19 protein-coding genes and 1 tRNA gene are annotated in these 23,845 nt (G+C 65.2%); 12 read left to right on the top strand and 8 right to left on the bottom strand.

All coding sequences use genetic code 11. The features are described from left to right. Positions 1-319 precede the first annotated feature (319 nt). A complete protein-coding gene (locus ACZ6Z4_RS08790; protein ID WP_465560059.1) occupies positions 320-2,770 on the bottom strand; it encodes an NACHT domain-containing protein in 2,451 nt (816 codons plus the stop codon). Positions 2,771-2,986: 216 nt separating this feature from the next. On the opposite strand from ACZ6Z4_RS08790, the gene ACZ6Z4_RS08795 reads away from it, so the two are divergent. From ACZ6Z4_RS08795 to ACZ6Z4_RS08815, 5 genes are all read left to right on the top strand, one after another. Beyond that, positions 2,987-3,367, top strand: coding sequence for a hypothetical protein (locus tag ACZ6Z4_RS08795; RefSeq protein ID WP_465560062.1), 381 nt, complete (start codon positions 2,987-2,989; stop codon positions 3,365-3,367). Between the two features lie 1,084 nt (positions 3,368-4,451). Next, the gene (locus tag ACZ6Z4_RS08800) at positions 4,452-5,198 is read left to right on the top strand and encodes a hypothetical protein (RefSeq protein ID WP_465560065.1); all 747 of its coding nucleotides are present in this window, start codon (positions 4,452-4,454) and stop codon (positions 5,196-5,198) included. Beyond that, the gene (locus ACZ6Z4_RS08805; RefSeq protein WP_465560069.1) at positions 5,189-6,517 is read left to right on the top strand and encodes a nucleotide sugar dehydrogenase; all 1,329 of its coding nucleotides are present in this window, start codon (positions 5,189-5,191) and stop codon (positions 6,515-6,517) included. The genes ACZ6Z4_RS08800 and ACZ6Z4_RS08805 overlap by 10 nt, the downstream gene beginning before the upstream one ends. After that, a complete protein-coding gene (asnB, locus tag ACZ6Z4_RS08810; protein WP_465560072.1) occupies positions 6,505-8,262 on the top strand; it encodes an asparagine synthase (glutamine-hydrolyzing) in 1,758 nt (585 codons plus the stop codon). Before ACZ6Z4_RS08805 ends, asnB begins: the two co-directional genes overlap by 13 nt. 67 nt (positions 8,263-8,329) lie before the next feature. After that, positions 8,330-9,322 (top strand): alcohol dehydrogenase catalytic domain-containing protein, encoded by a 993-nt coding sequence (locus ACZ6Z4_RS08815; protein ID WP_465560621.1) that lies wholly within the window; start codon positions 8,330-8,332, stop codon positions 9,320-9,322. Between the two features lie 107 nt (positions 9,323-9,429). Here the strand turns inward: ACZ6Z4_RS08815 and ACZ6Z4_RS08820 are convergent, their stop codons facing one another. From ACZ6Z4_RS08820 to tenA, 5 genes are all read right to left on the bottom strand, one after another. Beyond that, complete coding sequence (locus ACZ6Z4_RS08820) at positions 9,430-10,194, bottom strand: tyrosine-type recombinase/integrase (protein WP_465560075.1); 765 nt, start codon at positions 10,192-10,194, stop codon at positions 9,430-9,432. Positions 10,195-10,210: 16 nt separating this feature from the next. Continuing rightward, positions 10,211-10,720, bottom strand: coding sequence for a phage integrase central domain-containing protein (locus tag ACZ6Z4_RS08825; protein ID WP_465560078.1), 510 nt, complete (start codon positions 10,718-10,720; stop codon positions 10,211-10,213). Between the two features lie 388 nt (positions 10,721-11,108). Continuing rightward, positions 11,109-11,184: transfer RNA gene (locus ACZ6Z4_RS08830), tRNA-Lys, on the bottom strand. Positions 11,185-11,260: 76 nt separating this feature from the next. After that, positions 11,261-12,814, bottom strand: a complete 1,554-nt coding sequence (locus ACZ6Z4_RS08835) for a phytoene desaturase family protein (protein WP_465560081.1) — start codon at positions 12,812-12,814, stop codon at positions 11,261-11,263. Continuing rightward, a complete protein-coding gene (gene tenA, locus ACZ6Z4_RS08840) occupies positions 12,811-13,479 on the bottom strand; it encodes a thiaminase II (RefSeq protein WP_465560085.1) in 669 nt (222 codons plus the stop codon). The genes ACZ6Z4_RS08835 and tenA overlap by 4 nt, the downstream gene beginning before the upstream one ends. 152 nt (positions 13,480-13,631) lie before the next feature. Between tenA and ACZ6Z4_RS08845 the strand changes: the two genes are divergently transcribed. Both ACZ6Z4_RS08845 and ACZ6Z4_RS08850 read left to right on the top strand, forming a co-directional pair. Continuing rightward, complete coding sequence (locus ACZ6Z4_RS08845) at positions 13,632-15,338, top strand: aminotransferase class V-fold PLP-dependent enzyme (RefSeq protein WP_465560088.1); 1,707 nt, start codon at positions 13,632-13,634, stop codon at positions 15,336-15,338. A 31-nt stretch (positions 15,339-15,369) separates the two neighbouring features. Then, positions 15,370-15,786 (top strand): MEKHLA domain-containing protein, encoded by a 417-nt coding sequence (locus ACZ6Z4_RS08850; protein ID WP_465560091.1) that lies wholly within the window; start codon positions 15,370-15,372, stop codon positions 15,784-15,786. On the opposite strand, the gene ACZ6Z4_RS08855 is transcribed toward ACZ6Z4_RS08850, so the two are convergent. Next, complete coding sequence (locus ACZ6Z4_RS08855) at positions 15,776-16,771, bottom strand: LacI family DNA-binding transcriptional regulator (RefSeq protein ID WP_465560094.1); 996 nt, start codon at positions 16,769-16,771, stop codon at positions 15,776-15,778. The genes ACZ6Z4_RS08850 and ACZ6Z4_RS08855 overlap by 11 nt on opposite strands. Positions 16,772-16,910: 139 nt before the next feature. Here ACZ6Z4_RS08855 and ACZ6Z4_RS08860 point away from each other — a divergent pair, with 139 nt between their 5' ends. From ACZ6Z4_RS08860 to ACZ6Z4_RS08880, 5 genes are read left to right on the top strand one after another with little or no spacing between them, the layout of a single operon-like run. Continuing rightward, positions 16,911-17,816, top strand: a complete 906-nt coding sequence (locus ACZ6Z4_RS08860) for a carbohydrate ABC transporter permease (RefSeq protein ID WP_465560097.1) — start codon at positions 16,911-16,913, stop codon at positions 17,814-17,816. Then, positions 17,806-18,642, top strand: coding sequence for a carbohydrate ABC transporter permease (locus tag ACZ6Z4_RS08865; protein ID WP_465560100.1), 837 nt, complete (start codon positions 17,806-17,808; stop codon positions 18,640-18,642). The genes ACZ6Z4_RS08860 and ACZ6Z4_RS08865 overlap by 11 nt, the downstream gene beginning before the upstream one ends. A 23-nt stretch (positions 18,643-18,665) precedes the next feature. Then, a complete protein-coding gene (locus tag ACZ6Z4_RS08870) occupies positions 18,666-19,967 on the top strand; it encodes an ABC transporter substrate-binding protein (protein WP_465560105.1) in 1,302 nt (433 codons plus the stop codon). Next, positions 19,964-21,973, top strand: a complete 2,010-nt coding sequence (locus ACZ6Z4_RS08875) for a hypothetical protein (protein WP_465560108.1) — start codon at positions 19,964-19,966, stop codon at positions 21,971-21,973. The genes ACZ6Z4_RS08870 and ACZ6Z4_RS08875 overlap by 4 nt, the downstream gene beginning before the upstream one ends. Positions 21,974-21,992: 19 nt before the next feature. Next, entirely contained in the window at positions 21,993-23,330 is a 1,338-nt protein-coding gene (locus ACZ6Z4_RS08880; RefSeq protein WP_465560111.1) for a Gfo/Idh/MocA family protein, read from the top strand. Here ACZ6Z4_RS08880 and ACZ6Z4_RS08885 read toward each other — a convergent pair. Beyond that, positions 23,286-23,789: a hypothetical protein gene (locus ACZ6Z4_RS08885; protein ID WP_465560114.1), complete on the bottom strand. Its 504-nt coding sequence runs from the start codon at positions 23,787-23,789 to the stop codon at positions 23,286-23,288. The genes ACZ6Z4_RS08880 and ACZ6Z4_RS08885 overlap by 45 nt on opposite strands. Between the last annotated feature and the right edge of the window lie 56 nt (positions 23,790-23,845).

Genomic DNA, 23,845 nt, shown 5'->3' on the forward strand with positions numbered 1-23,845 from the left:
TCGGCGCCCGCTGATGCGACGACGGCAACATGTGGGGGTAGAGCTGGAGGGTGAAGCCGGGGTCTCCCGCGACCGAGGTGCTCAGCCAACTCTTTGATGTTGACCCCATCGGCCAGAGTGATGCTTGCGTAGTAGTGCCGAAGGGCATGCAATCCGTTCGCCGGGCTCGACATGTAGTGCTTTCGACCCCGGGCATCCCTCAGCGGCTCACGAATGACACCCCGCGTGGAGCAGCGCCGGCCTCCAACGACCTGGTCGTCCGTCCCAGCCCGGATGTGTTTGTCGTCAATCCAACGAAACAGAATCTTGGCCGTGTGCCCTACGATCCTGGATTCGGGCTGCCACCTGAATGTACTTGATCCAGGGCGTCGCGGAGATCCGTCGCCTCACGTGATCCGCGCCAGCGCTTCAATCGGGTCAGCAATATACCGATTACTCCGTTCCATGCCGGGTCGTCGCATATCTTCGCTACAGTCGATATCATCCATCGTGTCGGTCCCCGCGCCAAATAGCGCGCTGCCAAATACTCACGAAAGACGTTGTGGGTAAAGGCGAATAGTGGCTGCCCATCGCCATCGGAGCCAATTTCCGAGAATATCTCAACACGGTACCGGATGATTTCGAGAATCTTCCGCGTGCCCAGCAAGCTCAGGCCCGATACTATAGCAGAAAGATCCGGAAGCGAAACAACATTCCGAGAATCTGAATTGGCTTGCATTCGGTATGCGACTTTCTCGAGCATTACTGCAATCGCAGATGCTGGCAATTCCGAGCTGATGCCTCGCGTCATGTCGCGCATCAACCAATTGCCCAGTGACAACTCGATGAGTTCATAGTAGTCGCGCGGAAAAACGCCTCGCTCTAAATACAATCGAAGCATCATTTGCAGGCCCAGAGGAGTTGCCAATTGGGCCGCGATTTCCGCGGTTTCGACTTTGAGTCCCGCGTATTCGACCGAAAACTGCTCCGCTACCTCCGGGCGTCCAAGTCGGAAGTTCGACACATAACTCGCAGTCTCATCACTCGTGAGCGGCTCAAGGCCCACTGCGGTGAATCCGTTCAATTCATTCATCAGGCCAATGTACGGACGAGTCGTGACGAGTATCGCCGCCGATGAATAGAGCCCCCCGAATCGATCGATCGCCGAGATTAGCGCGAGGCGAGACTCAATGTCGACGACCTCATCCAGGCCGTCGACTATCAGAGTTGCCTTTCCTGCCAAGAAGAGCTGATGTAACCCTTCCCGCGTTAATTCGTGACGATACCGGTGGCGAAGGACCTTCAGAATAACAGTGGCGAGGTCGGCAACCTCGGTTGCATGAGCATGTATTTCGCGAGCAAGAATCAGGAACGGGATCGACACCGGACGCTGGGCAACCAATTCCTCCGCTGAGCTGACGCAAACCCAATTCACGAGGGTCGTCTTGCCGGTCCCGCCTTCCGCTATGAGCACGAGGCGGCGATGCGGAACGGGGAAGACGCTTTCGAGATTAGTCAGGTAGTCTTCCCGAGACTTCATACGGACCGTCCGGGTTATATAGGTCGATCTCAAGTCCAGGAAACGCTCCGCCGTCAGTGACGGAACCTGGGTGTGTGTTTTGAGGATCTTGTGCGGGTATTCCGAGCCAGCCTTCTTGATTGACCATGCCGTGACTCGGTTTACGGCGACGCTTTGGACCGCGTCGGAATCGCATTCGGTCAATTTTCGCAATGCAAAGAGCCAGAGAAGGTCATGAATCTCAAGCGTCTTTGGGTTTGAGTACTGAATTAGTTGCCGGATGATTAGTTCATCGAGTATTTCATCGGCGGAGCCGTCGAGCCCAGCCATCAAAACCACAGCAAGATCGAACGGTATTTGACGACCGGGAGCGAGGGCCAATAGTCGGAAGGCTTTCGCTCCTGCCTTCGACAACTCATCGTACGCCAACCTGAAACTCGCCTGCTCGGCAAGGTCGTCAGAAGCTTTGCTCGGGATGCCGGCGCCGGTCTCAGCTAGCCTCGTAGCAAGCTCGTTCCACTCCCAATGCGGACGTCTTCTTATTAGCGCACCTGCGAGCCGAAGAGCGAGCGGCAGGCTGTCACACCAATCAAGAACAGTCGATATGGCAATTCGATCCGACTCGGCAGACTGGCGCCCGGCGATAAGCAGCAGAAGCCTACGAGCGTCAGTAACGCCCAGTCGCCCTAAGTGAACCCACTCGCACCTCGGAAGCGCTTCCAATGGTTCCCAGCTTGTAATGAATACGGTCCAGTTCCCGTCGCCAGGAAGCATGGGCAGCACCTGCGCCGCATCAACCGCGTTGTCCAACACCATGATGAACTTTCGGACCGCGAGTATCGATCTTAGCATCGACGAGCGAAGGCCTAATCCTTCTGGGATTTCGGTTACTGGCACACCCAAGCTTACTAATAGCCCGCCGATTACATCTTCCGGATCTATGCGCGATCCCTCTCTCGTTCGAAGGTCAAGGTAGATCTCAGATCCTTGGATCTTTCTTGATAGTTTTCTGGCCACATGTACAACCAAGGTGGACTTACCGGACCCGGGCATTCCATAGACGTTGATGATCGAACGATCCGTCGCTTCACACAGCCGGACCAACCTTTTCACTTCTTCACTGCGGCCGGAAAAGTCTTCAGGTTCGTCTGGGAGTTGATGTAACGAATTTTCCATGGAAGCCTTCGCGGCGGCGCTCATCAATATTGGGCCGTAATGGTCTCCACCGATGTTGATCAGACGGGAGTGATCGCGAGCCACGATCTCGGGCACTTCGTCCATTGTTCGCCCGACCTCCTGCCTGCGTGCGCCCGCATCTCAACGGACTCCGACCTGACGCCCTTGCCCTTATATTGCACCAGTCGTCATCCGAGGCCCAGCCCTTGTCAGGCCCTGCGCCGTGTGGTTGCCTAGCTCAAGCCGCAATGTCATGTCCTGATCCAATCAGGACATGACATGACATGACCTTGAAGAACGTTGGGGGCAGGTATGGATCCCGCGACATTGGCCACTGCAGCGCTCGGCCTGTTCGCAGCGAAGGCCCTCGGGGAGGTAGCTGGCGGGGCTGGGAAGGCAGCTTGGGCAGCCATTGCCAACCTCAAGCAACGCGTCCGCGATGCGTTGGCCGACGATGACCAGGCGGAATCCGCTTTGAACGCTTTAGAAGCGGGACAGACTGAGCAGTTGTCTCCTCTGACGGAACTGCTCGTACATCAAATTTCCGCTGACCCTTTGCTGAAAGCAGATCTCGAGACGTACCTGCTGGCCGCCCGCCCCGATCGTGATACCTCGACTATCGTCGCTCGCGCGCAAGACTCTGCGCGGCAGATAAATATCGGCGGGGATCACCTCGGCAGCATCACGATGTAGCTGCGCAGATCACACTAAGCCACACCTCTTCAAGAGCTGGCGTATGCATAAATCCGGTGGGTGATGATGGACCAGCCGCTGATCGAGTTGGTCAACTCCGCCCGGGCCGGCCAGCTCCGGTGAGGTCCCGGCTCTGGGTCAACGTTGCCCAGGGCGAATGCTCAGGCTGATCGAGCGGGACCGCGCGCGAGGCATCCTGACCAGCTACGACTATTCCGCGGACGTTGCCAAACGACAGGGCCGGGTGACCAAGTCGCCGCTCGACACCGAGGTCGACGACTTGGCGGACGGACGTATGACCCGGCTCGCTGCCGTCGACAAGCCCACCCTGGCCGGCGCGATGCAGCATTGCAACCGGGCCATCAGGCTGCCCAGCCCTAAGTGGATCGCGGCCGGAGTTGGTCACCTCAGGGATGCTCTGCCTGCTGATCAACGACGACCGACAAGTCCGGCTCGCAGGAAACTATCTCGCCAATAGGCCGCGACCATCGTGCGGTTGAGGTCCCGGATTGTGCGACGGCGATGAAACTGGGGTGTTAAAGCTCACCGCCCCAGTCACCTCCCACCAGGATCTGGGCCTCCTCGATCTCGTAGCCCGGTGTCTCTTACAGCTCTGCCCACCGTATGTTGCACACCCCGGCCAGGCCGCGGGTCGGCGGTTCACCGTCGGCTGCCTGCAGGCCCCGGAACATCCAATGGGCCTGATTAAGCCGACCCGTTGAAGTCGATTCCGGAAAGTACATCGCTGAGAACGGGACTTCGATATCGACCGAACGTTTGGATCTCCATTGGCATGACCGCGCGCCATCGTTTGCGGTGACCACTTTCAGCGTGGTGTCCTCTGGGTGAGGGCGAAATTTGCTAGTGCTAGGCGCGTCCAGCGAGTCCGCCGCGCCAGCGGATGCTGGGTCGTGATTGCCAGGCGACCGCTGATACCTGTCGGCCTGTCAGTGCCAGCGTCAGAGGCGCGGCAATTATGGCCGAAGTCTGGCCAAAGGCCAGTCGGATACGGATGATGACATCACCCGTTCGCAACCCTGGGGCGGCGCGGCCTGGACGTTCAGCCCGGAGCGAGGGAGCGTGGATGCAGGATCTCACCATCAATGTCGTCGGCGGCCTAGTATCAGCCCTGATCGGCCTCGGCATCGGAGTTCTTCTCACGCGAACGAAATACGCCCGGAAGATGGGGCATCTCATGCGGCTCATTCCCGTCGACCGACGGGTGCAGGTCGTCCTGCCTAGCGCTAGGGTCGGCGAGTTCTTGGTGAAGGAGGAGAACTCTGCGGCAACGTTCCCACCCAATGTTCTGATCATGCCGATGCCTGAAGGTATCGGCATCGCTCAGCTCGTGCTGGCAATCCGGTCCGTGCGCCGATCTGTGAAAATCGACTTCACCACTGACGACGCGGTTCGGACGGGCTACTCGCTGACCATCTCGATCGGTGGACCGAGTGTCAACCTCGAGTCGCGCCGGCTGCTGCGATCACATCCTCAGTTCCGGCTCAACTACCCCGAGCACACGGCATCGTATGGTAACCAGTCCTACGTACCGAAGAGAGACTCCGATGGGGGGCTGCAAGAGGACTTCGGCTTTCTTTTCACCTGCCGGTCACCGAAGTCGCTCTCTCTTGTCTGCTGTGGGGTCTGGGGCATGGGGACCGAGGCTGCGATCCGAGGTTTTCTAGACCTGAAGCAACACAAACAAGGGCACGTCCTGCGCAGTAGGAATCAAGTCTTCATGGCATTCCATACGAAGATCGACGGTCTACGGGCGTCGCCTCCGGAGTTGATCTACGTAGCGAGCGAGACGAGGTCCGCTACATGGAAATGATCGAGGTGGTCGGCCAGGGATACGTTGGACTGACGACCGCATTGCTGGCCGTCGGCTCCGGCCATAGAGTGGTCGGTGTAGAGCCGGATGTTGGTAGGCTCGCCCGGTTGATCGTTGGGCTTCCGCCATTCGCTGAACCTGGTCTGGCCGCAGAGCTGTGTGGCGCGTCGGCGAACGGTGGCATCCAGTTCGTCGGGCCTGAATACAGGTCCACGGATCCCGCCGTCCTCATCCTCGCAGTGCCGGTCCCAACCGCGGGTGACGAAACGCTCGATTTGTCGATCCTTCAGGCGGTTATTGGCAGATACTGGGAGCCAGAGCGGCATGAGTTGCTCGTCATCCGTTCTACGCTGCTACCTGGCGTCGGTGAGCAGCTATTGGCTGACCCACAGTTCGGCAATATTCAGGACAAGTACGTATACTGGCCGGAGTTTCTGAATCAGGGGACCGCGCTGGCGGACATCCGCAACCCGGATCGGGTCGTGATCGGCTGCTCACCGTCGGCGGCAGGCAGAATGAGTCAACTTTTGCACTCTTTTGGCTATGCGGACCGACTGATTCAACGCCATACCGTGGCCGAGGCAGAAGCAGTTAAGCACTTCAGCAACGCGGCATTGGCGGTCAATAAGGTTCTCGCCGCGGACATGGCGAGCATGTGCGCCTCTTTGGGGATTGACGGTGCCGTCGTTCTCCGATCTGTTGCCCTCGACTCCCGGCTGAGCAGTGACCTTCTGAGAGCCCGCCCTGGACTGACCGACTCCTGTCTCAGTAAGGACCTCGCCGCACTGAGTGCTCTGACCGACATGACGCTAGTTGACAACTCGAACGGGCTGCTCAGACTCGCGCAGCGGCGTAGCCGAGCGCAACGACTCGAGATCATAGAGAAGGTGGTTCGCCATCTCAAGGTCGCCCGCGCCATTCGGCCGACGATGCTGCTCATCGGGGCCGGATTCCAGGCGGGAGTGGGTGACACCGGCGGAGCGTTGTCCCGGGAGTTGGTTCCGCGCGCCTGCGACGTCGGCGCTGTACTAGTTTGGGATCCATACGTCGACCACACGACCAACGAGTTCGCGTCTGAGACGCGCATCGTGTCGGACCTCGCCTCCGCTCTCGAGGAAGCCGATGTCGTTGTACTCGCGGTCGATCATCCGGAACTCACCGACAACCCCTGCCGGCTTGCAGTCGACTTCTTCATCAATCGCGGCGGAGTCGTCTTCGACGCATGTGATGCGCCGTCACTTCGGTCGCGCAGGTTTGAGGGCAACTCGGGTTTACATTACTGGGGTATGGCCAAAAGTTGCGCGATATGTGCGGTATAGCGGGCATCTTCGAGTTGTCGGCCGGTCCTGATCGGCGCGGACGGGTCCTGCGGATGATCAGGCGTCTGCGTCATCGTGGTCCTGACGACCTCACCAGTTGGGATGGACCTGGCATCACGCTGGCCAGTGCTCGACTCGCTGTCATCGACCCGGAAGGTTCCGCGCAGCCGCTGAGTGGCTGCGATTCGCAGATCCAGGTCGTCTTCAACGGTGAGATCTACAACGCCAAGGAACTCCGTACCATGGTCACGCGGAGTGGGCACCGATTGTCGACTGCGGGGGATGGCGAGATAATTGCGCACCTCTACGAAGAGCGCGGTCTAGAATTCCTTTCCCAGCTTCGTGGTCCCTTCGCGATTGCGCTCTGGGATTCATCTCGCGAGCAACTCCACCTCATCCGTGACCGCTTGGGTGAGAAGCCATTGGTCTACCGGCTGACAGATGATTTCGTTGAATTTTCGTCCGATGTCCGGAGCCTGATCGCTGATGACCCAGACTTCGTTTTGTCTCCGGCCGCGGTAGACGAGTATCTCCATTTCGGATACCTCCTCGACCCGCGGACCGCGATCACCGACGTCGGAAAACTGCCGGCCGGCCACGTCCTAACACTGGAACGTTCGCCGTTATGGCAAAGCAGACTTCGGCGCTGGTGGTCGGCGAGGCCCAGACGAGTCGAGTCTACGGACCAGATCGCTGCCCTCGCCGCGGCGGAACTGACTGAAGCAGTCGCCCAGCAGGTACAGGCCGACGCCCATGTCGCCTTGGCTCTCAGTTCCGGCGTGGATAGCACGTTGCTGGCCCATCTTGCCCGCAGATCGGCAAGACCGCGGTGTTACTCGGTCACCTTTGGCTGGGGTGGTCACAACGAAGCAGAGCATGCAGCGAAGACTGCGGCTGCGCTCGACCTCGAATTTCGTGAACTCGTCATTTCCCTCCCGGACTACCATCAGTTGCTGCTCCGCGGAGCGATGCAAGGGAGCGAGCCGATCGCAGACTGGACGGGTCCGGCCTACCTCGCTTTGGCCTCCGCTTGTCGCGCCGACGGAGTCAAGGTGCTGCTGACAGGACATGGACCTGACGAGGTCATGTGGGGGTACCCCTGGGCACGCGAAGCCCTGTCCGTGGGGAGGAGTCGCGCCGACGGGTACCTCGATGCTTATCAATGGAATCCAGAGTTCCGGGCAGTCAGTGCTCTCAGTGCACAGGTCTATGGCGAGGCGCTGCAACCGGCGCTGCGCGACCGAATGCGCCACTTCCCTGGACTCCTCGGCGGTTCGTACGAGGATGCATTTCGCTCCTTTCTGATTTCCGGGTACCTTCGGTCGAACGGTCTGGCGCAGCTAGACAGTCTTGGAATGGCATGCGGAGTGGAAATACGGGTACCCTACGTCGACTACCGCTTTATCGAAGCTGTGCTGTCAGGCAGGAGTTTGCCGGGGAAACTTCTGCTGCAGAGGATCGCGGGTAGCCTAGTGTCCGATATCACCTTCCGTGGCAAGCGGCCCTTCTATCCGCCGATCGACCATGTTTGGTCGCAACTGCTGCCGATAGCCTCTGAAACTATCCCGGAAGGGAGGTTGGTGCAAGCCGGAATGATTGATAGGTCAGCAATGGAAGGTTTGCTCCGTCCTGGGGCGAGATACACTGATCCCACTTTCCTGTTTCGAGTACTGATATATGAACTGTGGGTGTCCTCGTTGACCTCGCCTCAAGGGGGTGCTTGGCTTGCGCGCTGTCGTGCTTAATCGGAAATGTGCACCAGGTATTGTGATCGCAGATATCCCTGAGCCAGTCGAACCGGGCCCCGGCGAAGTGCTCGTCGAGACGGTCGAGGTAGGGGTCTGCGGCACAGATGTCCACATCGTCCGCGGTGCCGAAGGCAGGCCTCCCCCGGGGGTCGATTACCTGGTGTTGGGTCACGAAGGACTCGGGCGTGTCCTCTTCGCCCCACCCGAGGTGAATTTATCCGTGGGTCAACTCGTGACGTGCCGGGTTCGTGAACCTGATCCATTGCCATGCCCGCAGTGCCTCCGTGGGCGCGCCGACATGTGCACAAACGACCTGTGGACCGAGCGAGGTATCCGAGGCCGACACGGATTTATGGCTGAGCGATGGGTCGCGCCGGCGAACGCTCTGGTCGGGCTCGGCGAGGAGCTCCGGCCTGTCGCCGTGCTACTCGAGCCGTTGTCCGTGGTGATGAAAATGGTGCAATTGCTAGAGCGGGTGGAAGCGGTTCGTTCAGGCAGGGGCCTCAATGTGGTCGTCATCGGCGCTGGCCCCATCGGTCTGCTGACTGCCGCCGTGCTTCGCTTGCAGAATCGGCTCGTGCGGCTGCTCGACGTGGTTCCATCCGTCTCAGCACGCGCTCGACTCGGATCTAAACTAGGCGCGGAGTTCATTCAAGTGGAGCAAGAAGGGGTCGCTTTGGTAGACAGCGCACTTGCAGGCGCAGATGTGGTTGTGGATGCGGCGGGAGCCGGGGATCTAATTATCAGAGCACTTCTGCAGACCCCGCCCAATGCAGTCATCTGCCTTCTGGGCACACCGAGCCTGCCGTCAAGGCCCCAGATCGACGTGAGTGAGGTCGCCTCCACCCTCGTCCAGTCGAACAAGACAGTGCTGGGAAGCGTGAACGCAGCCCATGAACACATTTTGGACGCGATCGCTCAGCTCGCTGTCATCGAGAAAGCCTGGCCAGCGACCTTTGGTCCCGCTATCACCAGATGGCCGGTTGGCGATACAGCCAAAGCGCTTGACTTCGATCCGCTTACCCAGGTGAAGAACGTCGTCACTTTCGCCGGGTAGACGCCTGGCGCCAACTGGCGAGCAGGTGAGAGCTCCGGTATCGAGGTTCGAGTCGTTGCTCCCGGGCACCGCGAGATGGCTAGGAGCAAGCGACGGCTTCTGTTGGGCTATTCGACGGTGGGGTCGAGGGCGCGCTGGAGCGCCTCGGCTGCTCTGGCATCGCCCGCCTTGCGGCCGAGGTAGGCGTCTTGGGTCATGGAAACGCGGGCGTGGCCGAGCTGGTCGGCGATCTGGCGGGCAGTTTGGCCGTCGTTGTCGAGGATCGTGGCCGTCGTCTTGCGGAAGACGTGCGAGGTGATCCAGGCAAGGAGATCGACGCCTGCAGGCTCGATTGCCGCTTGGATCTGGACTTCGAGAGCTGCTGAGATGGCGACGTCGTAGACGCGGAGGAGGTCGTTGATCAGCTGCTTGTCGATCTTGACTCGGCCGGTCTCGATTAGCTCTAGCTTGGTCTGCGGCCATTGGAGGGTGTCGGCGACGGTCTTGCGGGTCATGTTGGTGCTGCGTCTGATTGTGCGGAGCGCGAGGCCCAGGTCTCGGCGGGCGGTGCTGCCGATAGGGGAGAGGCTGGTGCGGAGGGAGCATCGGACGTTGGAGGGGTCACGATAGCCGCCGTCGGTGTCTGCGAACACGGGACCTTCGAGGCGAAGGAGACCGGCTGCTTCGCGTCGTCGGAGGATTACGAGTAACCACAGGGGGAGGATTAGTTCGCGTTGGCCGGCCTTGGACTTGGTGGTCTTCCTGAGGAGGCCTTGACCCTTGACGCGGACGATCGTGCTGGTGATCTGGACTCGGCCGGTCGTCAGGTCGAGCTGGTTGCCGAGGACTGCCAGGGCTTCGCCGATGCGTACGCCCGTACCGAGCATGAACATGACGAGGTCTGGCAGGTCAGTTCGGACAGCCAGCTCGTGGTTCTCGAGGTGGACGCGGACGGCGTGGATCTCGTCGGTAGTCAGGGCGCGGGGGGAGTTTCTTAGTGTTGTGTTCGATTCGATCGACGTCGCGGACGGGGTTGGTGTGGATGGCACCGTGGCGGACGGCGAGTCCCATGACGCCGGAGATGATGCTTCGGCAGGTTCTTGCGGTGGGGGCGCCGGAGCGAGTCTTGATCTCGGTGATGGCTCGGTCGATCCGCGAGGTGTTGGCCTCGCCGATCCGAAGCTCGCCGAAGGCCGGCAGTAGGTGGTTCTTGATGGCTCGGCGGTAGGTGTCGAGGGAGGTCGGTGAGCGGTGTCCATCGGCGACCAGGGTGGCAAACCTCTCCACCGAGAGATCGATCGCCTTTGCGATCTTGTGCATCGCCGTGAGTTTGCCCGCCTGGGCGGCTGTGGCGCGGGCTTTCAGCTTCTTGAGGAGGTTGGCCTCCGCGGTTGAGGTGTTCTTGCCGTAGGCCGACACGACGCGGACCTTGCCGTCGTGGTCGCGGAAGTTCGCTCGGGCCCAAACACTGAGCGATTTGCCCTTCGCGTCTTTCTTGTCGACCTGGGTGCGGATACGGCCTCAGGTCCCTACGGGCAGCGGCTGGCGTGCCATGTCACACCTCCGACTTCGTGAGTTTGTGATCGCTCAACGTCTCGGAGGGTGGGGAGTTGTGATGTAACGCACAGTGATGAGGGGTAGGAGTGTTGAGGTGGACGTAGGACGTGAGAGAAAGTGACAGCGACCTGTCGACAGCGGTGAGCTGGATCGGTCTCGTGAGCTCAGCGACGCAAAAGCGTGCGTCAAGCGTGCGCGGGAACGCACAAAGGCCCAGGAACAGATGCGATGTCTGCCTGGGCCTCGATGCTGGTGCGCCGCCAGGGACTCGAACCCCGAACCCGCTGATTAAGAGTCAGCTGCTCTGCCAATTGAGCTAGCGGCGCGTGTTGTTCAGTTGGTGTTTCCTTCGAACGAAGAGAACAGTAGCAGGGGAGTGGGGGAGATGAAAAATCGGTTCTTTCAGGGGTGGTGGGTGAGGATCGCGTGGGCTGCGTTGTGGCCGGGGATGCCGCTGACGGCGCCGCCTCTTTGGGCTCCGGAGCCGCAGATGAGGAGGTTGGGGAGGTCGGTTTCCACGCCCCAGGTGCCTGCCTCGGAAGCGTCGTTGGTCCAGGGCCAGGTGAGGTCGTTGTGGAAGATGTGGCCGCTGGGCATGGCGATGGAGGACTCGATGTCCAGAGGGGTTTTTGACTCGACGCAGGGGTGGCCGTTGGCGTCCAGCGCTATGCAGGACTCGAGGGGTTCGGACAGGTAGTTGTCCAGGCCGGCGAGGACTCGTCGGGTGGCTTCGGTGCGGGTCGCTTCGTTGTCTTCGGCAAAGAGGCGGGTGGGGAAGTGGACGCCGAAGACGGTGAGGGTGTGGTGGCCGGAGGCGGCGAGGGTGGGGCTGAGGATCGAGGGGTCGGTGAGGGAGTGGCAGTAGACCTCTGAGGGTGGGACGGCGGGGAGGGTGCCGGCGGCGGCCTCGGTGTAGGCAGTTTCCAGTTGAGAGTAGTTCTCGTCGATGTGGAAGGTGCCGGCGAAGGCTCGGTGGGGGTCGTCGCCGGACTTCAACGCCGGGAGGTGGGTGAGGAGGAGGTTGATCTTGAGTTGGGAGCCCTCGGGTGAAGACGTGGGGGTTCTGCCGCGGAGGCGGTCCAGTACGGCGGGGGCTACGTTCGCGAGGACGTAGGTGCAGTCGACTGTTCGCTCTCCGTCGCCGCCCAGCCAGGTGACTGAGCCTGACTTGCCGTCGGCTTCGACGGTGGTGACGGCGGCGTCGGTGATGATCGTCGCGCCGGCGCGGACTGCCGCCTGGTGGAGGGCGGTGGTGACGGCGCCCATGCCGCCGACGGGGACTCGCCACTCGCCGGTGCCGTTGCCGATCAGGTGGTAGAGGAAGCAGCGGTTCTGGAGGAGGGAGGTGTCGTGGAGGCGGGCGAAGGTGCCGATCACGCCGTCGGTGGCGACGACGCCGCGGACGGTGTCGTCGGTGAAGCGGCGTTCGATGGATTCGCCGAGGGGGCGGTCGACGAGCTCGGACCAGAGGGTGGGGTCGACTCGCGCGCGCAGAGCTGACGCGGGCTGGAGGGGTTCGAGGAGGGTGGGCGCGAGGGTGGCGGCCAGGTCGGAGACCGAGCTGTAGAACTGCTGCCAGGACTCGTACTCGGTGTCACCGCCGGTCAAGGCCCGGAACGAGTCTCGGGTCAACGCCCCCTCGGGGCGCTCGACCAGCAGGCCCAGGTCGCGGCCGTCGCGGCGTACCGGCGTGTACGACGCCACAGAGCGGGAGCGCAGCTCCAGCGACAGGCCGAGGTCGGCGACGATCTTGTCGGGGAGCAGGCTGACCAGGTACGAGTAGCGGGACAGGCGCGCGTCGACGCCGGGGAAGACCTGCTCGCTGACCGCGGCGCCGCCGGTGTGCGGCTGCTGCTCGACGACCAGGGTGCTGAGGCCGGCGCCGGCCAGGTAGCCGGCGGCGACCAGGCCGTTGTGCCCGCCGCCGACGATCACGACGTCGTAGAAATCCCTCATCGGACCGGCCACTCCAGTTCGTGGTACGCGGCGTCCCAGAACATCCACTCGTACCGGGTCGTGGTGGAAAAGTGCCGATGGCAACGATCGCGTTCGCCCGGGCCGACCTCGGCGCCGAGCGCGTCCGTCACCGCCAGCACCGACTCTACGACCGCGTCGAACTCCGGGGAACCGTACGACGCGATCCACTCGGCGTACACCGGGTCCGGTGACGACTGCTTCAGCAGCTCGCGGCCGACGTCGCGGTAGATCCAGTAGCACGGCAGGACGGCGGCCACCGCCTCGGCGTACGTCCCGGTCGCGCAGACCGCCGTCAGGTAGGACATGTACGCCGTCGTCGTCGGCCCCGACCCGGTCGCGTCGACGTCGGCCGAGGTCAGCCCGAGCGACCCGAGCAGCGACGTGTGCAGCTCGCGCTCGACGTCGATCGCCTCGGCCGCGTGCCGCGCGAACATGCTGACCGCGTCCTCGTCGGTGGCCCGCGCGGCGGCCAGCGCCAGCGCCCGGGAGTAGGCGCGCAGGTAGTGGCTGTCCTGGACGATGAAGTAGCGGAACTTCTCGTGCGGCAGTGTCCCGTCGGTCAGCCCGGTGATGAACGGGTGCCGGAGGATCTCGGCGTACACCTTGGCGGCCCCGGCGTCCCACAGCTCGCTGGAAAACGTCATCCTCGATCTCCTCGCTCGACTGCCAGAACCCTAGCGAGCGCACGGCCGCCGTACGCGAGACGAAAATCACGTTCCGGCCTTACCCTGGCGCCATGGGGGAGCAACGATCGGACGTCGACGCGGTGTGTATGGAGCCGCCGTACGGTCCTGCCATGAGCATGCCGCCAGACACCCCGCTGCTGCGCCGGATCCGGGCGTCGGTGATCGGTGACGACCAGGTGATGCCCGGCCCGTACGGACCGCGCCGCGTCACCTACGCCGACTACACCGCCTCCGGCCGGGCGCTGACCTTCCTCGAGGACTTCATCCGCGACGAGGTGCTGCCGCGCTACGCGAACACCCACACCGAGTCCAGCGGCACCGGCCTGCAGACCACTCGGCTGCGCGAGGACGCCCGGCGGATCATCCACGGCAGTGTCGGCGGCGACGCCGAGACCGCGGTGATCTTCTGCGGCTCCGGCGCGACCGGCGCGATCGACAAGCTGATCGGCGTCCTCGGGCTGCGGATCCCGGCCTCGCTCGACGACGAGTACCACCTCACCGATACGATCCCGCCCGCGCAGCGGCCGGTGGTCTTCATCGGCCCGTACGAGCACCACAGCAACGAGCTGCCCTGGCGGGAGTCGATCGCCGACGTGGTGGTGATCGGGCAGGACGCCGACGGGCACATCGACATCCCGCTGCTGGAGTCCAAGCTCGTCGAGTACGCCGACCGCCCGCTGAAGATCGGCTCGTTCTCGGCGGCCAGCAACGTGACCGGGATCGTCAGCAACACCCATCGCGTCTCGGCGTTGCTGCACCGCCACGGCGCGCTCTCGTTCTGGGACTTCGCCGCGGCCGCGCCGTACATCGAGATCGACATGTACGGCGGCAGGGCCGACGACCCGCTGGCCTACAAGGACGCGATCTTCCTCAGCCCGCACAAGTTCATCGGCGGCCCCGGTACGCCGGGCGTCCTGGTCGCGCGCCGCGAGCTGCTGCGCAACCGCGTCCCCGACGTACCGGGTGGTGGAACGGTCGCCTACGTGAACCCGACCGAGCACCGCTACCTCGACGACCCGGTGCACCGCGAGGAGGGCGGGACGCCGGCGATCATCGAGTCGATCCGGGCCGGTCTGGTCTTCCAGCTCAAGCAGGCGGTCGGGATCGACGTGATCCGCGCCCACGAGGACGCGTACCTGCGGCGCGCGGTCGAGGCCTGGCGGGCCGAGCCGAACCTGGAGATCCTCGGCAACCTGGACTCCGAGCGGCTGTCGATCGTGTCGTTCGTGGTGAAGGCGCCGTCCGGGCGCTACCTGCACCACAACTACGTGGTTGCCCTGCTCAACGACCTGTTCGGGATCCAGTCCCGCGGCGGCTGCTCGTGCGCCGGGCCGTACGGGCACACGCTGCTCGGGATCGACCTGGCCCGCTCGGCGGAGTTCGCCGAGGAGATCGTGCACGGCTGCGAGGGCATCAAGCCCGGCTGGGTGCGGGTCAACTTCAACTACTTCATCTCCGAGGCCGTCTTCGCGTACGTCGTGGCGGCGGTGAAGCTGATCGCCCAGGAGGGCTGGCGGCTGCTCGGCGACTACCGCTTCGACCCGTCGAACGGGCTGTGGCGGCACCACCGCGGCCCGGTCGAGCCGCCGCTGCGGCTGTCCCAGGTCGGGTACGACCGCGACGGCGCGCTGCGCTACCCGCGGCACGCCACGACCGCGCCGGAGTCGGCGCTGGAGGGGTATCTCACCGAGGCGCGGGAGCTGCTGGCCGCGTGCCAGCACGCCGACGAGGAGGCCGAGGGCACGGTCAACAGCGACTTCGACCACCTGCGCTGGTTCGACCTGCCGAGCAGCTGCTTGTCACCGGTAGTCCGTTAGATGTTTGCCTGGCCGACCTAGTTTGGGTGCTGTGGACAACGAGTTCTTCGACCTGCTGACCGGGAGCTACCAGCGGCTGGTGGGTGTGCCGCTCGGGGACGACCTCGACAACGCCGACTTCGGGCTGCTCGCGCACGACACCTCGGCCGATCCGCTCTTCACGTACGCGAACGCGACGGCGTTGCGGCTCTTCGAGTACTCCGCGGAGGAGTTCCGGGGGCTGCCGTCGCGGTTGTCGGCCGAGCCCGACCGGCAGGAGGACCGGGACGAGTTCCTCAAGCGCGTCGAGAAGAACGGGTTCGGCAGCGGGTACTCCGGGGTGCGGATCAGCAAGAGCGGCCGCAGGTTCCGGATCGAGGACGTGACGCTGTGGAACCTGGTGGATGCGGACGGCGCATCCCACGGCCAAGCGGCGCGGATCGGTAGCTGGACCGACCTCAGCTCGTAGGCCGCCCGGTGCTGCCGCGGACGAGCAGGCGGGGGCGGAAAGCGACTGCTTCGGGCGCTGTGGGGCCGGTGAGCTGGGTCTGGAGTTGGTGCCACGCCTGGTTGCCGAGAGTGTTGCGGGGGACGGCCGCTGTGGTGAGCGGCGGGGTGGTGAAGCGGGCGAACGGGATGTCGTCGAAGCCGGTGACGGAGATCTGGCCGGGGACGTCGACGCCCAGTTCGTGCAGGCCGCTGAGGGCTCCGAAGGCGACCATGTCGTTGTAGGCGATGACGGCGGTGGCGCCGCTGCCGGCGACCTCGCCGGCGACCGCGTGGCCGTTCTCGAAGGTCGCTCCGCAGGCGATCTGGGTGAGCGTGAAGGCGTTGCCGGACAGGCGGACGAGCGCGTCCAGGCGCTCGCTGTTCGACGTACTGGCGGGTGGACCGGCCAGGTAGACGATCCGGCGGTGCCCCAAGGACAAGAGATGCGCGACCAGGTCCTGGATCCCCGCCGCGTAGTCGACCGACAGCGACGGTACGCCGGGCAGCGTGCGGTTGATCAGCACCAGCGGCGCGAGCTGCGGCACCAGTCGTTCGAGGTCGGCGGTCGGGAGCCGCGGTGAAGCCAGTACGACGCCGTCGCAGCGCCGCCGGGCCTCGAGAGCCAGCACCTCCTCGTCCTCGACCTGCTCGTTGGACTCGGCGATCAGCAGCCGGTGCCCGTCCGCTCCCGCGGCCAGCGAGAGGCCGCGCAGGACGTCCTGGAACATCGGGTTCGACAGGTCGGGCACGATCAGCGCGATCGTCGCCGTCCGGCCGAGGGCCAGGCTGCGGGCGACCTGGCTGGGCGCGTAGTCGAGCGCGCGGGCCGCGGTCAGCACCCGCTCGGCGAGCTCGGGCGCGACGGTGGCGTGCCCGTTCATCACCCGGGAGACGGTCGCCCGGGACACCCCCGCGGCCTCGGCGACGCGGCGGATGTTCGCCGTCGCCCGTACCTGCTCGTCCACATCCAACCCCCATTCGAGAAACCGGTCTCCCGCGCCACCATAGAGCCATCAGCGCTCAGGACGAAACATTTTCGGCAACACGCGTGACCCGTTGACACGTTTCAAGCAACCCTGCTAGAAACCGGTTACTCACTCGGAGGTGACCGTGACCCACACGCGGTACAGCCAACGCCGCCGCGACGCGGTCACCGGCTACCTGTTCCTGACGCCGTGGCTGATCGGCCTGGTGGCGATCACGCTCGGGCCGATCCTGGCGTCGCTCTACCTGGCCTTCACCGACTACTCGCTGCTGAAACCGCCGGAGTGGGTCGGCCTGGCCAACTTCCAGGAGATGCTGTCCGACCGCCGGCTGCACAAGTCGCTGCTGGTCACCTTCCAGTACGTGTTCGTCTCGGTGCCGCTGCAGCTGCTGATGGCGCTCGGCCTGGCGATCGTGCTGAACAAGGGTGTCCGCGGCCTCGGTTTCTACCGCTCGGTCTTCTACCTGCCGTCGCTGCTGGCCGGCAGCGTGTCGATCGCGATCCTCTGGCGGCAGATCTTCGGCCAGGAGGGCCTGGTCAACGACCTGCTGGCCAAGGTCGGCATCGAGGGCCAGAGCTGGATCGCGCACCCGGACTTCGCCCTCGGCACGCTGATCCTGCTGAACGGCTGGACGTTCGGCGCCCCGATGGTGATCTTCCTGGCCGGCCTGCGGCAGATCCCGGCGTCGTACTACGAAGCGGCCGCCGTCGACGGCGCCGGCCGGTGGACGACGTTCGTGCACATCACGCTGCCGCTGCTGACGCCGATCATCTTCTTCAACCTGGTGCTCCAGGTGATCGGTGCCTTCCAGAGCTTCACCCAGGCGTTCGTGGTCAGCGGCGGCACCGGCGGCCCGGCCGACTCGACGCTGCTCTACACGCTCTACCTGTACGACGAGGGCTTCGGTTCCTTCCACATGGGCTACGCCTCCGCGATGGCCTGGGTCCTGCTGGCGATCATCGCCGTCCTGACCGCGATCAACTTCCTGTTCGCCAAGCGATGGGTGTTCTACGGTGACGAGTGAAACGCGCGCGAAGCCGCTGCTCAAGCACGCGCTGATCATCGTGTTCGGCTTCGTGATGCTCTACCCGCTGCTCTGGCTGCTGTCGAGCTCGTTCAAGCCGACCGAGGTGATCTTCCGCGAGCCGTCGCTGCTGCCGAGCAAGGTGCAGTTCTCCAACTACACCGACGGCTGGACGGCGCTGGCGCACCCGTTCGAGCACTACCTGTGGAACTCGGCGCTGATCGCCGTCCTGGCGATCGTCGGCAACCTGCTCACCTGCTCGCTGGCGGCGTACGCGTTCGCCCGGGTCGAGTTCCCGCTGAAGAAGCTCTGGTTCGCGCTGATGCTCGGCACCATCATGCTGCCGATCCACGTGCTGATCGTGCCGCAGTACGTGCTGTTCTCGAAGCTGGACTGGATCAACACGATCCTGCCGCTGGTGGTGCCGAAGTTCCTGGCCCACGACGCGTTCTTCGTGTTCCTGATGGTCCAGTTCATCCGCGGGCTGCCGCGCGAGCTGGACGAGGCCGCGCGCCTGGACGGCTGCGGGCACTTCCGGATCTACGCGCGGATCGTGATGCCGCTGTGCCTGCCGGCGCTGGCCACGTCGGCGGTGTTCACCTTCATCTGGACCTGGAACGACTTCTTCAGCCAGCTGATCTTCCTCACCGACCCGGACAAGTACACGGTGCCGGTCGCGCTGCGCTCCTTCATGGACGCCCAGAGCGGGACGTCGTGGGGACCGCTGTTCGCGATGTCGGTGGTCGCGCTGGTGCCGATCTTCGGCTTCTTCCTGGCCGGCCAGCGCTACCTCACCCGCGGCATCGCCACCACGGGGCTCAAATGACCACCGGACAAAGGACCACGCTCATGAAGTACTCGTCGTACCGGCGGATCGCCGCGCTCGGTCTGGCCGGACTGCTCCTCGCGCTGCCGGGTTGCGGCGGCGACTCCGGCGGAGCCTCGGACGATCCGAACGCGCCCGTCACGCTGCGGTTCTCCTGGTGGGGCAACCAGGACCGCGCCGCGCTCACCCAGAAGGCGATCGACGCGTTCCAGACCGCCAACCCGGGCATCACCGTCAAGCCGGAGTACGGCGACTTCAACGGGTACTTCGACAAGCTCGCGACCAGTGTCGCGGCCAACGACGCGCCGGACGTGATCACGCTCGGCGGCGCCTACCCGCGGGAGTACGGCGACCGCGGCGCGCTGCTCGACCTGGCCGAGGTCAAGGACACGCTGAAGACCGACAAGATCGACCAGGCGTCGCTGTCGAACGGGAACTTCGGCGACAAGCAGTACGGCGTACCGACCGGCGTGAACGCGTACGGCGTGGTGGTGAACCCGAAGGTGTTCAAGGCCGCCGGCGTCGCCCTGCCCGACGACAGCGCCTGGACCTGGGACGACTTCGCGCGGATCGCCGAGGAGCTCGCGAAGAAGTCGCCGAAGGGCACGTACGGCGCGGAGGACCCGACCAGCGCCGACGTGCTCGACCTGTACGCCCGGCAGCGCGGCGAGTCGCTCTACACCGCCGACGGCAAGGTCGGGATCAGCGAAGGGACGCTGACCGACTGGTTCACGATGACGACCAAGCTGCGCGACTCCGGCGGTACGCCGCCGGCCGCGGTGACGTCGGAGTTGGTCGGCCAGCCGGCGCCCGAGCAGAGCCTGATGGGTCGCGGCCTGGCCGGGATGCAGCTGGACTGGACCAACCAGCTCGGCTCGTTGCGCAAGGCATCGGGTTCGGAGCTGCAGCTGCTCCGGGCGCCGGGTGAGGGGGCGGCGACCAAGCCGGGGATGTGGCTGCAGGCGTCGCAGATCTACACGATCAGCGCGCGGACCAAGCACCAGGAGGCCGCGGCCAAGCTGGTGAACTTCCTGGTCAACGACCCGGCCGCGGGCAAGATCACGCTGGCCAACCGCGGCATCCCGGCGAACTCCGAGGTGCTGGCCGCGGTCAAGCCTTCGCTGCCGAAGGACGAGGCCGCGTCGGCGGACTTCATCGCGGCGATCGCGCCGAAGGTCGGGCCGGCGCTGATCATCGGGCCGACCGGGTCGACCGAGAGCATCAAGATCCTGGACCGGACCAACGCCGAGGTGCTGTTCAACCGGCAGACCCCGGCTCAGGGTGCGCAGCGGTTCCTGGAGGAGCTCGGGGCGGCGATTCGGTGATCGACCGCCGGGCGCTGGTCAGCCGGTACGACGTCGAGGTGATGGGCGTCGTACCGGAGGCACCGCTGTCGGTGGGCAACGGGGAGCTGTGCTTCACCGTGGACTCGACCGGGCTGCAGACCTGGCCCGAGCGCTACCCGGTCGCGCCCCGAACCGAGGGTGAGCCGACCGGCAGCCTGCTCGGGACGCTGTCGCAGTGGGGCTGGCACAGTTTCCCGGGCGCGCACGACCTGAGCGAGACGCGGCGCGAGTACGCGACGCCGAAGGGCCCGGTCCCGTACGTCGATCTCGGCGCGGAGATGGATCTCGCGACGACGGACGAGCCGCAGCAGACCGCCGCCGAGGAGTGGTTGCGGGCGAACCCGCACCGGCTTGAGCTCGGGCAGATCGGGTTCGTGCTGCCGGGGGAGGCGACCCAGCCTCGGCAGCGGCTGGACCTGTGGGGTGGGGTGATCGACAGCGCGTTCGTGGTCGACGGGCACGGTGTACGGGTGCGGACGCTGTGTGCACCGGACGAGGACGTGATCGCGGTCCGGGTGGAGTCGACGGCGCGGCTCGGGGTGCGGCTCGCGTTCCCGTACGGGTCGGGGGCCTGGGGCAACGGTGCGGACTGGGAGCGGCCTGGGGCGCACACGACGACGGTGCACGAGGTCGACGGCGGCTGGCTGCTGGAACGGCGGCTGGACGGGACCCGGTACTGGGTGACGGTCGGGGCCGAGGACGCGCGGCTGGAGCAGATCGGGACGCACGAGTTCTTGCTCAGGGCAACGGCTGAGGTGCTGGAGCTGCGGGTCGGGTTCTCGGGGGAGCAGCGAGCGGTGCCGGCGGGGTTCGCGGCGCTGGAGGTGGAGTGCCGGGAGTCGTGGGCGAGGTTCTGGGAGTCCGGCGCTGCTGTTGAGTTGCAGGGCGACGCCCGCGCGGCCGAGATCGAGCGGCGCGTGGTGCTCTCGCAGTACCTGACCGCGATCAACTGCGCCGGCTCACTCCCGCCGCAGGAGACCGGGCTGCTCTGCAACAGCTGGCGCGGGAGGTTCCACCTGGAGATGCACTGGTGGCACGGCGCGCACTTCGCCTTGTGGGGAAGACCGGAGCTGCTCGAACGCAGCCTGGGCTGGTACGAGCGGATCCTGCCGGTCGCGCGGGAGACTGCGCGGCTGCAGGGGTACGCCGGGGTGCGGTGGCCGAAGCAGGTCGCGCCCGACGGGCGGGAGAGCCCGAGCAGCATCGGGCCGTTCCTGGTCTGGCAGCAGCCGCATCCGATCTACCTGGCCGAGTTGGTTCGGCGTACGGGGTCGGTGGATGCGGTGGAGCGGTACGGCAGGATCGTGCTGGAGAGCGCCGAGTTCATGGCGTCGTACGCCGTGAAGACCGCGCGCGGCTACCAGCTCGGGCCGCCGCTGATCCCGGCGCAGGAGTCGTACTCGGCGATCCGCGGCGAGCTGGTGAACCCGACGTTCGAGCTGGCGTACTGGCGATGGGCGCTGCTCGTCGCGCAGGAATGGCGGGAGCATCTCGGGCTGCCGCTGGAGCCGCGCTGGGCCGAGGTGGCCGACGGGCTGGTGCCCGTGCCGGTCGAGGACGGTTGCTACGCGGCGATCGAGGGCGAGACCGTGCGCGCCGACCATCCGTCGATGCTGTACGCGCTCGGGCTGGTCCCCGACACCGGGTACGTCGACCGCGCCACGATGCGGCGCACGCTGGACGGCGTACTGGCTGACTGGGACTGGGAGAGCACCTGGGGCTGGGACTACCCGGCGATCGCGATGACCGCGGCACGGCTCGGCGAGCCCGAGCTGGCCGTCGACGCCTTGTTGCTCAAGGCCACCAAGAACGACGTGCTCGCGAACGGGCACAACCGGCAGACCCCGTCGCTGCCGGTCTACCTCCCGGGCAACGGCGGCCTGCTCGCCGCCGTCGCGCTGCTGGCGGCGGGGGCCGACGGCGTCGAGCCGGCGTTCCCCCGCGACTGGACCGTCCGGCACGAAGGACTGCACCGCTCACCCTGAAGCCAATCCAAGGAGACTCGTGAACAACCGCCGTTACGCCCTGGTCGGGACCGGTTCGCGCGCCGGCATGTACGTCGGCGCCCTCACCTCGACGTACGCCGACGTCGGCACGCTCGTGGCCTGGTGCGACACCAACCCGACCCGGATGAAGTACTACGACGAGGTGGTGACCGCAGCGGGGGGCACCGCGCCACCGCACTACGGGCCGGACGACTTCGCACGGCTGCTCGACGAGCAGCGGCCGGAGGTCGTGATCGTCACCTCTCCGGACGCGACCCACCACCGGTACGCCGTCGCGGCGCTCGAAGCGGGCTGCGACGTGGTCGTCGAGAAGCCGCTGACGACGGCGCTCGACCCGGCCCAGGAGATCGTCGCCGCGGTCGAGGGATCGTCGGGCGATCTCGTGGTGACCTTCAACTACCGCTACTCCCCCCGCAACAGCGAGTTCCGCCGCCTGATCGCCGACGGCGCGATCGGCAAGGTGACCTCGATCCACTTCGAGTGGGCGCTGGACACCGTGCACGGCGCCGACTACTTCCGCCGCTGGCACCGCCGCAAGGAGATCTCCGGCGGGCTGCTCGTGCACAAGTCCAGCCACCACTTCGACCTGGTCAACTGGTGGCTGGCCGACGTACCGGAGGTGGTGACCGCTGCCGGCGGGTTGCGCTTCTACGGCGACAAGAACGCTGCCGAGCGCGGGCTGACCGATCGTCCGGTGCGGTCGGCGGGATCGCCGGGCCTGACCACGGATCCGTTCGCGCTCGACCTGGCGGCGGACGACAAGCTGCGTGCGCTGTACCTGGACGCCGAGGGCGACGACGGCTACATCCGCGACCAGGACGTGTTCAGCCCGGGGATCAGCATCGAGGACAACATGGGGCTGCTCGTCACCTACCGCTCCGGCGCGATCCTCACGTACTCGCTGAACGCCCACGCGCCCTGGGAGGGCTACCGGGTGTCGGTCAACGGCACCGAGGGCCGGCTGGAGCTGGAGGTCGTGGAGCGCAGCTTCGTCGACAGCGTCGCAGCGGCGGTGGACCCGAGCGTCAACCCCGACGACCCGACCACCGGCGGTACGGCGAACCCACGGCCCGCGGGCGAACGCATCCTGCTGCAGCGGCACTGGGAGCAGGCGCGCGAGATCGAGATCCCGCAGGGCGAGGGCGCGCACGGCGGCGGCGACAACCAGTTGCTGGACGACGTGTTCCGCCCGACCGGTACGCCGGACCCGCTGGAGCGGCGGGCGGGTTACCGCGACGGGCTGCGCAGTGTCGCTGTGGGAATCGCGGCGAACCAGTCGCTGGAGTCGGGTCTACCGGTGAGCATCAAGGACTTCGGACTGCCGCTGGACCGATGACGTGCCGAGCGCCTGCTGGTAGCCGCCGGCGGTACGCGTCCAGAGCACGCCGTTGATAACCAACGACCGGTTGCCCACCGGCTTGGCCGCGGTGGCGAGCACGGGCTTGCGCTGCCACTCGCAACCGGCCCAGGCCTGCTGAGTGACCCGCAGCGCAACAGCACCAGGCCCCTCCGCGTACGTCGACGCGCGGAGGGCCTGGGTGCAACCGACCGGCGTGGCGACGATGAGGACGACCTGCCGCTTGTCAGCGACTACCGGTCGTACCTCGTACACCCGAACAGCGGTGGTCTGTGGAGGAGCAGCCTGAGTCACCGGCGGCGGAGCAGGCGCGGGCTCAGGCTCGGAGGACCCGAAGACCTTGGAGAGCACGAAGACGGTGAAAGAGAGCAGGCCGATCAAGAAGGTCACCACCACAGCGACCCCGTAGACGAACCACACACTCCCCGACGACTTCATCCCGGCGATCCTCTCAAACCCACCAGCTCAAATCCCGCTCAAACACGGAACCAGCC

The organism is Kribbella sp. NPDC104740, assembly GCF_055583505.1.

Bases quoted from the DNA above. Each gene is read 5' to 3' on its own strand.
- ACZ6Z4_RS08795 (WP_465560062.1), top strand. From the start codon at position 2,987: ATGGATCCCGCGACATTGGCCACTGCAGCGCTCGGCCTGTTCGCAGCG.
- ACZ6Z4_RS08800 (WP_465560065.1), top strand. From the start codon at position 4,452: ATGCAGGATCTCACCATCAATGTCGTCGGCGGCCTAGTATCAGCCCTG.
- ACZ6Z4_RS08805 (WP_465560069.1), top strand. From the start codon at position 5,189: ATGGAAATGATCGAGGTGGTCGGCCAGGGATACGTTGGACTGACGACC.
- asnB (WP_465560072.1), top strand. From the start codon at position 6,505: ATGTGCGGTATAGCGGGCATCTTCGAGTTGTCGGCCGGTCCTGATCGG.
- ACZ6Z4_RS08820 (WP_465560075.1), bottom strand. From the start codon at position 10,194: ATGTTCATGCTCGGTACGGGCGTACGCATCGGCGAAGCCCTGGCAGTC.
- ACZ6Z4_RS08835 (WP_465560081.1), bottom strand. From the start codon at position 12,814: ATGAGGGATTTCTACGACGTCGTGATCGTCGGCGGCGGGCACAACGGC.
- tenA (WP_465560085.1), bottom strand. From the start codon at position 13,479: ATGACGTTTTCCAGCGAGCTGTGGGACGCCGGGGCCGCCAAGGTGTAC.
- ACZ6Z4_RS08845 (WP_465560088.1), top strand. From the start codon at position 13,632: ATGAGCATGCCGCCAGACACCCCGCTGCTGCGCCGGATCCGGGCGTCG.
- ACZ6Z4_RS08870 (WP_465560105.1), top strand. From the start codon at position 18,666: ATGAAGTACTCGTCGTACCGGCGGATCGCCGCGCTCGGTCTGGCCGGA.
- ACZ6Z4_RS08885 (WP_465560114.1), bottom strand. From the start codon at position 23,789: ATGAAGTCGTCGGGGAGTGTGTGGTTCGTCTACGGGGTCGCTGTGGTG.